The sequence below is a fragment of the Streptosporangium sp. NPDC023825 genome (assembly GCF_040639575.1).
In the GTDB taxonomy this organism is placed as follows: Bacteria; Actinomycetota; Actinomycetes; order Streptosporangiales; family Streptosporangiaceae; genus Streptosporangium.
In genome coordinates, this window is record NZ_JBFAAE010000011.1 from 148,342 (window position 1) to 162,347 (window position 14,006).

Here is a 14,006-nt window from a genome sequence, read left to right on the forward strand (position 1 = left end):
GGGCGCGGCTCTCAGGAAAGGCCGAGGTCGACGTAGTCGTAGTCGGAGAAGGCATGGCTGACGTGCACGTTCGTCAGGCGCTTGCCGCGGAGCAGGACCCGGGTGTCCCACTGGACGGGCAGCACGAGGGCCTGTTCCATGACCGTGCGGTCGACCCGCGCCCACAGCTCCTCGCGCCGGCCGGCGTCGAGCTCGGCGCCGGCCTGGTCGATGAGGTGGTCGGCCTCGGGCAGGCGCACGCTCACGTTGAACGACAGGCCGTCCTCCAGGATCTCCCGGCTGTCGGCCAGGTACGGCAGGTAGCTGGCGCCCTCCGGCCAGTCGGCGGTCCAGGCCCGGATGGACAGGCCGATCTTCTCCTTCCTCAGATAGGAGGGGCTGCCGCCGTGCTGGGCCGTGTGCTCGGCCTGGGACATGCCCCTGAGCGTGAGCCGGATCCCGACACGTCCCAGGGCGGCCTTCAGGGCCTCGGCGGCCTTCCGCTCGGCGGGCTGCCCGGCCCGGAAGACGATCGTGGCCGCGAAGCCGCCGGGCCGCCCGCACGCGGCCAGCTGCCCGCGAGCCGCGGCCACGTCACCCTTGCCGGTCTGGTACAGGTTCAGCGGGCGGTGCCCGGAGATGGTCGGGGGGAGCAGCCCGGTGGCGATCGTGCCCGCGCGCAGGCCGCGGCCGTAGGCGTCGCGCAGGGCCTCCCGGTCCGCCGCGGCGAACACGGCCCTGCGGCAGGCCACGTTGTCGAAGGGCAGCACCTGCGGGTTGATCGCGACGTACCGCAGCCAGCCGATCGTGGGCGCGTCGGCCCGCGCCCTGAGCGCGGGATCGGCCGCGATCCGCTCGGGCAGGCTCGCGCTCGCGCCCGAGTCGAGGTCCAGGTCGAGGTCGCCGGAGACGAGGCCCTTGTCGACGGCGCCCTGGTCCATGTCGAAGGTGATCTCGTAGCGGTCGGGGAGCGCCCGGCGGTTCGGGTCGGTCGCCGGCGACCAGTGCGGGTTGCGGACCAGGACGAGCCGCTTGCCCCGCTCCGCGCTCTCGAACATGTAGGGGCCCGAGGAGAGCACGTGCTTCTCGTACGCCGCGCCGGTGTCCTTCGCCTCGGGGACCGGCATGGTCTGGGGGACCTGGGCGACGTGGTCGAACGCCCCGTGGGGCTTTCTGAGGTGGAACACGACGGTCCGGTCGTCCGGTGTCCGGATCGCCCCGTCGGTGTCGGCCTTCGGCGACGCGAAGTAGCCCCGGTAGCCCGAGGGCAGGTTCAGCAGCTCCTCGAAGTGGTACGGGCCCCGGCTGAGCGTGTCCTTGCCGATCGCGCGCAGCACGGCGTGCTTGACGTCCGCGGCGACGATCGGCGTGCCGTTCTCGTACTTCAGGCCCTCCCTGAGCCGGTACGTCCACGTCCTGCCCCCGTCGCTGGGCACGCCGGGGCCCTCCGCCAGGTCGCCCACGAGTTCCCGGCTCCCTGCGCCGGGAGCGGGCCGGTACATCGTCAGCGAGCGTCCGTAGAGCCGCGCGACGTTCCACAGCGAGGGGTAGTAGGTGTTGCCCGGGTCGAAGGAGTCGGCGACGAACCCGGCGCCGAACCGCATCGTCCCGCCCCTGCGTGCCGAGGGGTTGACGACCGAGGCCGAGGCCGCGTCGAAGCCGGTCGGGGCCGGCTTCGGCGTCACCCGCGAGACGGCGTCGGGCTCACCGGACGGCAGGACCAGCCAGGTGACGACGCCCAGCACGCAGGCGGCCGCCAGGGCCGAGGCGGCGAGCAGGATCCTACGGTGTCCCGCCGCGCCGGCGAGCCGGGCGAGCGGGGCGAGCGGGCCGGGTGACGGCGAGGAGAACCCGGTGGAAGGCGTCGCGGGAGACGGCGCCCCTGACGGCGCCCCTGACGGGACGGAGGGCCGGGCCGGGACCGGCGCGCGGCCTGGCGGGGGAGGATCCGGCGCCGGGAACGCGGCGGAGGGCCGGGCCGTTTCCGGCGCGCGGGGCGGCGGGGGAGACGCGGGGGGCGGGAACGTTCCGGAGACCGGCGCGGGACCGCCGGCCGCGTTCAGCAGCATGTCCAGCACGTCGGCAGAGCCGGGCCGGGAGCGGGGATCCTTGGTGAGGGCCGCGCCCAGCAGCGGGCGCAGCGACTCCGGCACGCCGGACAGGTCCGGTTCCGCGATGAGGATGCGGCGCATCACCACGGCCAGGTTGCCCAGCCCGAACGGCGGCTGCCCGGTCGCCGCGAACACCATGGTCCCGGCCCAGGCGAACACGTCGCCCGCCGGTCCGACCTCCTGCTCGTGGAACTGCTCGGGCGCCATGTAGGCGGGCGTGCCGACCAGGTCCGTGGTCAGGCTGTACGCGGCGTCCAGGGCTCTGGCGATGCCGAAGTCGATGACGCGGGGGCCGTCGGGGCCGAGCAGGACGTTGCTGGGCTTGAGGTCGCGGTGCACGATCCCGGCACGGTGGATCGCGGCCAGCGCGGTGGCGGTGGCGACGGCCAGCCTGACCAGCGCGTACTCATCGCGCGGACCATCCCTGGACACCACCTGCTGCAGCGACTCGCCGTCGACGTACTCGCTCAGGATGTACGGCCGGTCGCCGGTGGCGTCGGCCTGCAGCACCCGGGCGGTGCAGAACGGGGCGACCCGCCGGGCGGCGTCGGCCTCCCGCTGGAAGCGCCGCTTGGCGTGCGCGTCGTCGGAGAGCCTGGCGTGCAGCACCTTGAGCGCGACGCGTTCTCCCTCGGGGGTGCGCGCCAGGTAGACCACGCCCTGGCCGCCCTCGCCGAGGAATCCGACCAGCCGGTGCGGGCCGATCAGCTCCGGGTCACCCGGCCGCAGGGGGCGGGGCTCCGGCATGCGTCACTCCAGGGGGTCGCCGCGAACGTGGTCCGGCCACAGTATTGGATCTCCGGCTGGAGCGGAAAATCCTGGAACGCGCCTCGTGCGGACGAGTCAGAGGCGGGGGCGGGCGCCCAGGTGCGAGATGGCCCGGGAGGCCAGGTGGCAGCCGGAGGCGAGGGCCTCGGCCGGGGGCTTGCCGCCGAGCCAGGCGGGCAGGAAGCCGGCGGTGAAGGCGTCACCGGCACCGGTGCCGTCGACCACGCGCTCCACGGACTCGGCGGGAACCTTGATCGGGTCGGGGCGGTTGTTGGCGTACCAGAGCGCGCCCTCGTCGCGGAGCTTCACGACGACCTGGGGGAACCAGGCGGTGAGGACCTTGGCGGCGGCGGCGGGGTCGTCGCGGCCGGTGAGGACCTTGGCCTGGTCGGCGTTGGCGAACAGCAGCTTGGCGCTCTGCGTCCACTCCAGGAACGGCTCGGCGCCGGTGCGCTCCAGGGGGGCGGAGGAGGAGCAGTCGACCGAGACGGACATCCCCGCGCGGCGGGCCATCTCCAGGGCGGCCATGCCGGCGTCGCGGGAGCCCTCGTTGATCAGGGTGTAGCCGGACAGGTGCAGGTGCCCGCCCTGGGAGAACAGGTCGCGGGGCAGGTCCTCGGGGGACAGGGCCGCGTTCGCGCCGGGGTCGGACAGCATGGTGCGCTCGCCCTTGTGGGTGACGAGCACCACGCAGGTGCCGGTCGGGCGCTCGGGATCCATGACGAGGCGGGCGTCGACGCCGTAGCCCATCAGCTCCATGTCGCGGTTACGGCCCGTGATGTCGGCGCCGCGCCGGCCGATGAAGGCGACCTCGGTGCCCTCGACGGCGAGCCAGGAGGCGATGTTGGCACCCGAACCACCGCCGTGCATGGTGACGATCGCCGGTGTGTCGCTGGCCCTGGCCAGCGGGTAGCGAGCCCGCGCGACCGCGTCGGTCATGAGATCGCCCACCACGACCACCCGCGTCATGATGTCACCACCTTGCTGCCTTCGATGCCGACGTGCCTCTAGACATGCTTCAAGCCATACCTCTGGTCGTGCCTCTAACCGCGAAAAACTTAACAGCTTCCGGCCAGCGTATGGGGTCTTGACCGGACACCGGACCACAGTCGATGCACAAGCGTTGCGTGAATCCGTCCGGGTGGTCTGCCATATGAGATTCGCGTCTACTCTCGGGACTGTGGAGGCTGCTCAGTATCCCGCTCACTGGGAGGCGGACGTCGTCCTGTCGGACGGCGGCACCGCTCACGTACGCCCGATTCGGCCCGCCGACGCCGACCGGTTGCGTTCCTTCTACGGCCGGCTGTCCGACGAGTCGATCTACTTCCGCTTCTTCGGTCCCCGGCCGCGGCTGTCGGAGCGGGAGATCACCTGGTTCACCAACGTCGACTACGAGAGCCGGGTGGCGTTGATCGCCACGATCGGCACCGAGATGGTGGCGGTCATCCGCTACGACCGGATCGAGCCCGGCGAGGCCGAGGTCGCCTTCCTCGTCGAGGACGCCCACCAGGGCCGGGGGGTCGCCTCGGTGCTCCTCGAGCACCTGGCCGCCACCGCCAGGGAGCAGGGGATCGCGCGTTTCGTCGCCGACGTCCTGCCCGCCAACCAGAAGATGATGGCGGTGCTCAAGCAGGTCGGCTACACCGCGCAGAGCCGCTTCGCCGACGGCGTGGTCAGGATGACCCTCGACCTCACCCCGACCGAGACCGCCCAGGAGGTGACCACCGCCCGCGAGCACCGCGCCGAGTCCCGTTCCATCGAACGGCTGCTCTCCCCGGGTTCGGTGGCGGTCGTGGGAGCGGGCCGCGAGCCGGGCGGCGTCGGCCAGACCGTGCTGCGCAACCTGCTCGGCGCCGACTTCGCCGGCCCTGTCTACCCCGTGCACCGCGAGGCGCGCTCCCTCGCGGGGGTGCGGGCCTACCCGAGCGTGACGGCCATCGACGGCGAGGTGGACCTCGCCGTGCTCGCCGTACCCGCCGACGGGGTGATCGAGGTGGTCAAGGAGTGCGCGGAGAAGGGCGTGCGCGGACTGATCGTGGTCTCCTCCGGGTTCGGCGAGACCGGCCCCGAGGGCCGGGCCAGGCAGGACGAGCTGGCGCGCATCGCCCGCGCGTACGGTCTGCGGGTCGTCGGCCCCAACTGCCTCGGCATCGCCAACACCGACCCCGCGGTACGGCTGAACGCCACCCTCGCCGCGACCCTCCCGGGGCTCGGCCGGGTCGGCTTCTTCAGCCAGTCGGGCGCCCTGGGCACCGCGCTGCTGCAGCGGGTGGCCCAGCGCGGCATGGGCATCTCCTCGTTCGTCTCGGCGGGCAACCGCGCCGACGTGTCGGGCAACGACCTGCTCCAGTACTGGGAGGAGGACCCGCGGACCGACGTGATCCTGCTCTACCTGGAGTCGCTGGGAAACCCCCGCAAGTTCGCCCGTCTCGCGCGGCGCATCTCGCGCCGCAAGCCGATCGTGGTCGTCAAGAGCGGCGGCACCACCCAGGACGTGCCCACCGGCCACGCCGCGCCCGTGCTCGGCCTGCCCGACACCGCGCTCAGCGCGCTGTTCGAGCAGGCGGGGGTGATCAGGGTCGACGACCTGATCCAGCAGTTCGACGTGGCGCAGCTGCTGGCCTACCAGCCGCTGCCGGCCGGGTCCAGGGTCGGGCTGGTCAGCAACTCCGACGCGATGGCGCTCCTCGCGGCCGACGCCTGCGTGCGGGTGGGCCTGGAGCCGAGCCCGCCGGTCAACCTCGGCGCGCGGGCCTGCGCGCAGGAGTTCGGCGCGGCCCTGACCTCGGTGATCCCGGACGTGGACGCCGTGGTCGCGATCTACATGCCGCCCCTTCCCGGCGACGGCGCGGAGGTCGCCGCCGAGCTGCTGCGCGCCTCCCGCGACTGCGGCAAGCCGGTGCTGGCCTCCTTCGAGGGCAGGATCGGCATGCTCGACGAGCTGCGGGTCGGCGCCGTACCCGGGCGGGGCTCCATCCCCTCGTACGCGGCGCCCGAGGAGGCGGTCCGCGCGCTCGCCCACGTCGTGCGGCACGCGCGCTGGCTGGAGCGGCCCGCGGGACTGCCCGAGGAGATCGAGGGCGTCGACACCGGCGCCGCGCGCGACCTTGTGCTCGCGACGCTCGGGGACGCCCCGGCCGAGATCGACGCCTCGCAGCTGCTCGCCCATTACGGGGTGGAGGTCTGGCCGTCGGAGACGGTGGGGTCGCCGGAGGAGGCCGTCGAGGCGGCGTCGAGGCTCGGCTGGCCGGTCGTGCTGAAGGCGGCGGGCCCCGAGGCGGCCATGCGCGCCGGGACCGTGCGGCTGGGGCTGTCCGGGCCCGACGGGGTGCGCGACGCCTACGCCGACCTGACGCGCCAGCTCGAACCGGAGGCCGTGCTCGCGGTGCAGCGCATGGCCCCCCAGCCCGCGGTGCCGACGGTGGCCGGGGTGATGGACGACCCGGCCTTCGGCGCGGTGGTCTCCTTCGGGCTCGGCGAGATCACCGCGAGGCTGCTGCGCGACGAGGCGTACCGGCTGGCCCCGCTGACCCGCGAGGACGCCGCGGCGCTGGTGAGGTCGCCGCGTGCCGCGCCCCTCCTCCTCGGCGAGTACGGCTACCCGCCGGTCGCCGTCGAGGCCCTGGAGGAGCTGCTGATCCGGCTCGGGCGGCTGGCGGACGACCTCCCCGAGGTGGCGCGGCTTACCCTCGACCCGGTGCTGGTGGGGGAGTCCGGGGTGATCGTGCTGGGCGCCCGAGCCGTGCTCCGCAGCCACGAGGGCCCGCGCCCCGACGGCGGTCCCCGGCGCCTCGGCTAGGCGGTCCCGTGCGGATCGCCGGTCCGGGTGTGCCGTTGATCCGGTTCCGGCCCGCCCGATGGTCCGAGCGATGGTCCGCCCGATGGTGCGAGCGATGGTCCGAGCGAGACCTCCTATCCCGTCCGCCGGGGCGCGGGGACGACCTGGACCGTGCTGGCGACGGTGGCGGGCGCGGGACCGGTCTCCATCGCGGTTTCCGTGCTCGTGCCTGTCGCCGCGCTGGGATCGACCACGTCCATGCCGGCCCGGACGGCGTGGACGGCTCTGCCGGACGCGGTCAGCGTCCCCGAGGCGTTCCGCGACACGGCCACGCCGACCGTGATCCGGGGAAGCTGGAACCCAGGGGCGACCAGGCCGCGCGTGCCGCAGCCGACGATCCCGGCCGTGATCCGGCACCTCCAGCCCGTGCCCGAGGCGCTCACCGGGGTCAGGCCGGAGGGGAAGTGGTAGGCGACCTCGGTCGGACGGGTGATCCCGGCGGAGCCGGGGGCCGCGGTGACGTCGATGGAGAACGTGCCCGTGCCGCCCGCCTCGAACGGGCCGTCGTGAACCGTGGTGAGGATCAGGTCGCCGGGGAGGTCCGCCGAGGTGGGCGGGCCCACGGCGGTCGCCGCCGCGGCCGTCATGGCGGCCGTCACGACGGTCACCGGGACGGCCGCCACGAGGCGGGAGAGGCCGGTCCGCCACGCGGGCCGGGCCCGTTGTGGCGAATCCGGCCGTGTCCCTCCGGCCCCTCCGGCCCCTCCGGCCCGCCTCGCTGAATCCGGACCTTCACCGGACATATTCTCTCGCCCCCGATTCCGGTAGGAATTCACCGTTTCCGATTTCGGTGCGGTGAAAAGCATTCCCAGATATGTAGAACAAGGCGGAGAATGCGGAGAATCGCCCGTTACCGCTCCCCGGACGTACGCGCACGCCACCGCTATCGCTCCCGATAACCCCGACGGGATCGCGCCAAACCGATCGGAGGGTAAAGCCGCGGGCGGGAACGGGCTCCCGGCGGTTCCCGGATCGCTCCGGCGACGCTTTTCCGGCCGGAGAAGCCGGCGGCGGGCCGCATCACGATTTGCACCGCGGGCCGAAGCTCGCGCGCTCCCGGTGAAAGCGCTGCCCCGGACAGGGCAGGATGGACCCATGAGGGAAACCCGACTCTCGTCCGCCGGCCTGCGCGACGCCATCGACCGCAGTGGCTACTATCCCGACCTGGTCGCCGACGCGGTCGAGTCCGCGCTCGGCAAGGAGCAGGTCGACGCCTACGTCGTGCACCACGAGGCCACCTTCGACCCGGCCATGGAGGTGCGCAGGCACGTCACCGTGCTGGTGCTCTCCCCCACCCGGCTGCTCGTCTGCCACACCGACGAGCACCCGCCGGTGGAGGGGGTGTCGGCGTCCCACGCCTCCACGACCACCGAGGCCGTGCGCCTCAGCCGGATCCAGTCGGTCGCGGTCACCCGGGTCGTCCCCGACCCCGCCTCCTACGTACCGGGAGTGCCGCCCACGGAGGTCACGCTCACCATCGGCTGGGGGGCCATCTCCCACGTCGACCTGGAGCCGGCCACCTGCGGCGACGAGAACTGCGAGGCCGACCACGGATACACCGGCGCCATCACGGCCGACGACCTCTCCCTGCGGGTGAGCGAGGCGGCCGACGGGCCGGAGGCCGTCTCCCACGTGCTGGCCTTCGCCAAGGCACTGTCGGAGGCCACCGCCCGCACCGCCTCGTGAGCCGCCCCGTGAACCCCCTGGTCCCCGCGTACGGGACGGCCTCGCTCGCGGACCTGTCCTCCTCGCTGCTCGCCGCGGTCGGGGTGGGCGGCGACAACCCGCTGGACCTCGCCCCGGCCGGGCGGGTCCTGCTGTTCCTCGTCGACGGCATGGGCGCCGAGCTGCTCCGCGCCCACCCCGAGGTCGCGCCGTTCCTGTCCTCCCTGTCCGACGGGGTGTCCGGCAGGGTGCTCACCGCGGGCTTCCCCGCCACGACCGTGACCAGCCTGGGCACCCTCGGCACGGGCATGCCGCCGGGCGGGCACGGCATGCTCGGCTACCAGCTCGCCGTGCCCGGCACCGGATACATGCTCAACTGCCTGCGCTGGACCGCCCCGGGCCCCTCTGTCGAGCCAGGGGAGTGGCAGCCGGCCCCGACCGTCTACGAGCGCGCGGCGGCGGCCGGCGTCCCGGTCAGCTACGTCGGCCCGGCCAAGTTCGAGACCACCGGTTTCAACAAGGCCGTCTACCGGGGCGTGCGCTTCGTCGGGGCCGACGAGGTCGACGACCGGATCGCCGGGGTCCGCCACGCGCTGGCCGAGCCCCGGGCCCACGTCTCCGTCTACTACGGCGACCTCGACTCCACCGGCCACATCACCGGCTGGGGCTCCCCGGCCTGGCTCGACCAGCTCGCCCTGGTCGACCGGATGGCCGAGCGGCTGGCGGAGACGCTCCCGCCGAACTCGGCGATGTACGTCACCGCCGACCACGGCATGATCAACGTCACCGACCGCGTCGACGTCGACGCCCTCCCCGAGCTGCGCGAGGGCGTCACCCTGCTCGGCGGGGAGGCCAGGGCCCGCCACCTCTACACCGCCCCCGGCGCCTCGGCGGCGGTCCTCGGCACCTGGCGCGACGTCCTCGCCGGAAAGGCGTGGGTGGTGTCCCGGGAGGAGGCGGTCGAATCCGGCTGGTTCGGGCCGGAGATCCGTCCGGAATGGCTGCCCAGGATCGGCGACGTCCTCGCGGTGCCGTACACCGACTGCGCCGTCGTCGCCTCGGTCGCCGAGCCGCACGAGGCGGGGTTCCTCGGCTGCCACGGCTCGCTGACACCCGCCGAGCAGTACGTTCCCCTTCTGGAGGTAAGCACCCGATGAGCCCGCTGATCACCCCCGCCGAGCTGGAGGGCATGACCGGGGTCAGCGTCCTCGACGTGCGCTGGAAGCTCGCCGTCCTGCCCACGGGACCGGCCGGGATCGACTCCTACCGCGAGGGGCACATCCCCGGCGCGGTCTTCTGCGACCTGGAGACCGACCTCGCGGCCCACCCCGGGCAGGGAGGCGAGGGCGGCCGCCACCCGCTGCCCTCGGCCGAGGCGTTCCAGGAGGCGATGCGCCGGCTCGGCGTGTCCGGTTCCCGGACCGTCGTCGTCTACGACGGCGCCGACTCCACCGCGGCCGCCGCCCGCGCCTGGTGGCTCCTGCGCTACTTCGGCCACCCCGACGTGCGGGTCCTCGACGGCGGCCTGCGCGCCTGGGTCTCCGAGGGACTGCCGGTCTCCGCCGAGGAGCGCAGCCCCGAGCCCGGCGACTTCGAGGCGCGGCCGGGCGGGATGCCGGTGCTCGAGGCCACAGGGGCCGGCGAGCTCGCCGCCGACGGGGTGCTGCTCGACGCCCGCGCGGCCGAGCGCTACCGGGGCGAGGTCGAGCCGATCGACCCGGTCGCCGGGCACATCCCGGGCGCGGTCAGCGCCCCCACCGGCGAGAACGTCGACCCCTCCGGCCGCTTCCACCTGCCCGACTTCCTGCGCGAACGCTTCAACACCCTGGGCGTCGTCCCCGGAGTGGAGGTCGGCGCCTACTGCGGATCCGGCGTGACGGCCGCGCACGAGGTGCTGGCCCTGGAGGTGGCGGGCATCCCGGCCGCGCTCTACGTCGGGTCGTGGTCGGACTGGGTGACCGACTCCTCCCGGCCGGTCGCCACCGGCTGACCGCCCCGGGCGATCGGCCCCTTCCGATCGGCCGCCACCGGCTGACCGCCCCGGGTGACCGGATCCCGCGGGCCGGTCGCCACCGGCCGGTCCCCGCACCCGAAGCAGACGAAGCCCGCCACGCCGGTCTTCCCGCTCGCGACGGCCAGCGCCCGCGCGGGCGGGTCACCGGCGGCCAGCGCCCGGTGGAAGGCGGTCATCAGCGTCAGCGTCTCCTCGTCGCGCACCGGCACCAGGCTGGCCACCACGCAGCGCGTCCCCAGCGACAGGAACGTGCCCGCCAGCCCCAGGGGCGCCCCGTCCGCGGGGGCGTGCGCCATCCCCGCGTCGCAGGCGGACAGCACCACCAGCGCGGGCGGGGTGCGCAGCCGCAGCAGGTCGTACGCCATCAGCGGGCCGTCGTCGAGATCGATGCTCGACAGCAGCGGGCTGCGCGGGGAGAACATCCCGTGCGCGGCCAGGTGGGCCACGTCGGCCCGCTCCAGCGCCGCCATCACCTCCGCCCGCCGGGCCGACACCCGCTCGGTCCCCGGATGGCACTCGCCGACCATGCGGGCCTCGGCCTCCGCGTACCGCAGCCCCGGTCCCGCCACCACCACCGGCACCGCCGCCCCCCGCCCGTCCCGTACGGCCGGCACCCGCGACCCGGCCAGCCAGGCGGCGGCACTGGCCGCCACGGTCACCGGCCGGTGGGCGTTCATCGGCAGCAGCGGCCAGGGCAGGGTGTGCAGCGTCCCCGTCGGCACGATCACCAGCGGCCGGCCGCCCAGCCGGTCACGCAGCGAGCCGAAGAGGAGCCGCTCCAGCTCCGCGGCCTCCGCGCCGGGCTCGGGGGCGCTCCCGTCGAGCAGGTGAGTCCTGCGCAGCCCGTACCGGAGGCGGACGGTGGCCTCGGCGACGGCGGCGAGCGGTCCGAGGCGGCGTAGCGTCACGCGGTCCCGGGCGACCACGACAGCCACCAGATCACCCTCGTGGCGGACGAACTCCACCAGGACCGACTCCCCGAGCGCCGCCCGCAGCGCGGCCAGGCCGGGCGCGAGCGGCCGGCCGGCACCCCCGGTGACCGCCCGCCACCGCTCGGCCCAGGCCAGGACCGCGCGGCCCCGCCCGGTCCGCATCGCCAGGGCCAGCCCGAACCCGGCCAGCGGCTCACCGGCCCTGGCGGCGTGCGCGCGTACCGCCGGATCCTCGAACGTCCTCGTCCCGGCGCCCACCTCCGCCAGCCCGGCCAGCACCGCGGCGAACGCCCCTCTCCGGTCTCCCGCCAGGGACCGTCGCAGCGCCGTCGCCTGGAGGGCGACCACCCCGCGGCCCGAGCGGGCCAGGAGGGCCAGCTGGTCCTCGGCGAACGGCCGGTCGCCCAGCCCCAGTGACACCTCGGCGGCGGTGAGCCTGAGCGCCGCCGAGGTGTCCCCGTGCCCGGCGGCGTCGAGGGCGTCGGCGCACGAGAGCATCGCCGCGGGCAGCTCCGCCGAGGGCGGGTCCAGCGCGAGCCGGGCCCGCAGGACGATCTCGTCGGCGACCGGAACCAGCACCGTCCGCCCCTGCGCGGCCAGCTCGCGGGCGGCCAGCTCGGCGCTCTCCCGGGCGCGGCGCGGATCACCTGTGCGCAGCTCGACCCTGGCGAGCAGGAGGAGGGCCTCGGCCAGCGCCGTCCCGGCGCCCGCCGCCGCCAGCTCGGGAACCGCCATCTCCAGCAGCACCCGCGCCTCGCCGGGCAGGTGGGCGCCGACCAGGGCCTCGGCCAGGTCGCAGCGCACCGTCGCCAGCCGTTCCGGGAAACCGACGAGGACGCTTTCCGCGCGCCGGTAGGCGCCGAACGCGGCGGGCAGGTCACCGCGCCGCGCGGCCAGGAACGGCAGGTTCCCCTCGGCGAGCGCGAGAACGTGTTCCAGGCCCGCGTCCCTCGCCAGCTCCGCGCACCGGCTCAGATCGGCCTCCGCCGCCCCGAACTCCCCGAGGAACACCCGGGCGAGCCCGCGGTTCAGCATCGCCCCGGCCAGGAACCTGACGTCGCCGCCGAGGACGGGCACGGCCCGGTCGCAGTGGTCGACGGCCTCGCGGTAGCGGCCGAGCCGCGCCAGGGCCACGGCCCGGTGCACGCCGAGCTTGCCCACCTCGGCCGGGGTCAGGCCGGGCTCGGCGTCCGCGGCGACGGCCAGCGCCTGCTCCGGGTGCCCCAGCTCCGTACGGACGTGGACCAGCGACAGCCGTGCCTGGGCCGCCCGGTGCGGCAGCCCCGCCGAGAGCGCGATCCGCACCGCCCGGCCCAGCCGCTCCTCGGCGAACGGCAGGTCGCCCAGCTCGCGCGCCGCCACCGCCAGCGCCCGGTGCGCCACCGCCTCGGCCTCGCAGTGCCCGCACCCCGCGACCCGGCCCGCGACCGCGCCGCCGTCAGGACCGCTCTCCGAGCCGCGTTCCGGGGCGCCGCCGCCCGGAGAACCACCCGGGCCGGGCCGATCGGCCGCCTCCCGGCAGGACGCGGGAAGCGCGGCGAGCACGGTGCGCGCGAGGGCGAGGGCGCGGGCCGGGTCGCTGCCCGAGAGGTCGACCGCGTGTTCGGCGGCGGCGAGCGCCTCGTCGGAGGTCACCTACGGGCGGATCCGGGTCCAGCTGGTGACCACGGGGCGGCAATCGGGCCGGTGGCACACCACGCTGAACCAGCCCGGCGGCAGGCCGGTGACGGCGAACTGGCCCGTCGCGGACAGCGCGCGTGACTCGGTGAGGTGCAGGGTGCGGATCTCGACCAGCGTGCCCGCCTCGGGGCAGGGGGAGATCTGGCCCGCCAGGTCGACCAGGCCGTCCACGGAGGTGATCTCCAGCTCCACCGTGAGCTCGCCGGCGGTGAACCTCAGCAGCCGGGGTTCCTCGGCGGACCGGACGCCTCGCGGCACGGGCGTGGCCGCGGGGCGGGCCGTGGTGGCGTCGGGCAGCCGCAGGCCGAAGGTCGCGCGGGCGGCGGCCGTCACCCGCGCGGGCACCGGGTCGTTCCCCGAGGCCAGGCGCAGCGCGGCTATCAGGGACTCGTCGTCGATCGCCGCCGGATGTCGCTTCACGGTGTCGCCTCCCGGGCGGTGAGCAGGGTGCGGAGCCGGTTCAGGCAACGGCCCCGGGTGGGGCCGTAACTGCCTCTGGGCATGCCCAGACGCCCGGCCAGCTGGTGGACGCCCGCGTCGGGGGCCGTGGCCATCAGCCGGAACAGCGAGCGGCACGGCTCCTGCATCTCGTCGACGGCCTGCCACAGGCGGCGGCCCTCGTCGGCGCTCAGCACGGCCAGCGCGGGATCGGCGTGGGCGTGCCCGGCGCCGGCCGGGGCGAGGTGCGCGTGCTCGGCGTCGGCGGGGTCGGCGACCAGCCGCTCGCCCCGGTGCCGCCGGCTCAGCAGGGACGCCTCGCGCTTGGCCGTGGTGAACAGCCAGGGGCCGATCCTGTCCGGGTCGCGGATGGTGTGCAGGCTCTCCAGCAGCCGCAGCCAGGTGCCCTGCACCGCGTCGGCGGCGTCGGCCGCGCTCAGGTCGTAGGCGCGCACGGCCGACCACAACAGCCCTTCGAAGCGGGTGACCAGCTCGTCCCAGGCCGCCTGGTCGTCCACCAGGATGGCGTCGATCGTGTGCTGGTCGCTCACCGGCACCTCCGTGACCGCATAGAACACTCT

Annotated in this window: 10 protein-coding genes; 4 read left to right on the plus strand and 6 right to left on the minus strand. The window is 74.9% G+C overall.

The features are described from left to right. Window positions 1-11: 11 nt before the first annotated feature. Together AB0G15_RS13360 and AB0G15_RS13365 are read right to left on the minus strand one after the other, a co-directional pair. A complete protein-coding gene (locus tag AB0G15_RS13360) occupies window positions 12-2,837 on the minus strand; it encodes an ABC transporter substrate-binding protein (protein WP_362838445.1) in 2,826 nt (941 codons plus the stop codon). Window positions 2,838-2,933: 96 nt separating this feature from the next. After that, window positions 2,934-3,827, minus strand: a complete 894-nt coding sequence (locus AB0G15_RS13365) for a sugar kinase (RefSeq protein WP_362838447.1) — start codon at window positions 3,825-3,827, stop codon at window positions 2,934-2,936. Window positions 3,828-4,011: 184 nt separating this feature from the next. Here AB0G15_RS13365 and AB0G15_RS13370 point away from each other — a divergent pair, with 184 nt between their 5' ends. Then, window positions 4,012-6,657 carry a bifunctional GNAT family N-acetyltransferase/acetate--CoA ligase family protein gene (locus AB0G15_RS13370; RefSeq protein ID WP_362838449.1) on the plus strand — a complete coding sequence of 882 codons (2,646 nt, stop codon included), beginning with the start codon at window positions 4,012-4,014 and terminating at the stop codon, window positions 6,655-6,657. Between the two features lie 113 nt (window positions 6,658-6,770). Here the strand turns inward: AB0G15_RS13370 and AB0G15_RS13375 are convergent, their stop codons facing one another. After that, on the minus strand, window positions 6,771-7,304 hold the full coding sequence (locus AB0G15_RS13375; RefSeq protein ID WP_362838451.1) for a hypothetical protein: 534 nt from the start codon (window positions 7,302-7,304) through the stop codon (window positions 6,771-6,773). Window positions 7,305-7,791: 487 nt separating this feature from the next. Between AB0G15_RS13375 and AB0G15_RS13380 the strand changes: the two genes are divergently transcribed. From AB0G15_RS13380 to AB0G15_RS13390, 3 genes are read left to right on the plus strand one after another with little or no spacing between them, the layout of a single operon-like run. Continuing rightward, window positions 7,792-8,382, plus strand: coding sequence for a DUF5998 family protein (locus AB0G15_RS13380; RefSeq protein WP_344918415.1), 591 nt, complete (start codon window positions 7,792-7,794; stop codon window positions 8,380-8,382). 8 nt (window positions 8,383-8,390) lie between these two features. Next, a complete protein-coding gene (locus AB0G15_RS13385) occupies window positions 8,391-9,518 on the plus strand; it encodes a nucleotide pyrophosphatase/phosphodiesterase family protein (protein ID WP_362838454.1) in 1,128 nt (375 codons plus the stop codon). After that, window positions 9,515-10,351, plus strand: a complete 837-nt coding sequence (locus AB0G15_RS13390) for a sulfurtransferase (RefSeq protein WP_362838457.1) — start codon at window positions 9,515-9,517, stop codon at window positions 10,349-10,351. The genes AB0G15_RS13385 and AB0G15_RS13390 overlap by 4 nt, the downstream gene beginning before the upstream one ends. Here the strand turns inward: AB0G15_RS13390 and AB0G15_RS13395 are convergent. From AB0G15_RS13395 to AB0G15_RS13405, 3 genes are read right to left on the minus strand one after another with little or no spacing between them, the layout of a single operon-like run. Then, window positions 10,291-12,942 carry a CHAT domain-containing tetratricopeptide repeat protein gene (locus tag AB0G15_RS13395; RefSeq protein ID WP_362838460.1) on the minus strand — a complete coding sequence of 884 codons (2,652 nt, stop codon included), beginning with the start codon at window positions 12,940-12,942 and terminating at the stop codon, window positions 10,291-10,293. The two genes, AB0G15_RS13390 and AB0G15_RS13395, sit on opposite strands and share 61 nt — an antisense overlap. Further along, entirely contained in the window at window positions 12,943-13,407 is a 465-nt protein-coding gene (locus AB0G15_RS13400; protein ID WP_362838463.1) for a hypothetical protein, read from the minus strand. Next, the gene (locus AB0G15_RS13405; protein WP_362838465.1) at window positions 13,404-13,976 is read right to left on the minus strand and encodes a sigma-70 family RNA polymerase sigma factor; all 573 of its coding nucleotides are present in this window, start codon (window positions 13,974-13,976) and stop codon (window positions 13,404-13,406) included. The genes AB0G15_RS13400 and AB0G15_RS13405 overlap by 4 nt, the downstream gene beginning before the upstream one ends. Between the last annotated feature and the right edge of the window lie 30 nt (window positions 13,977-14,006).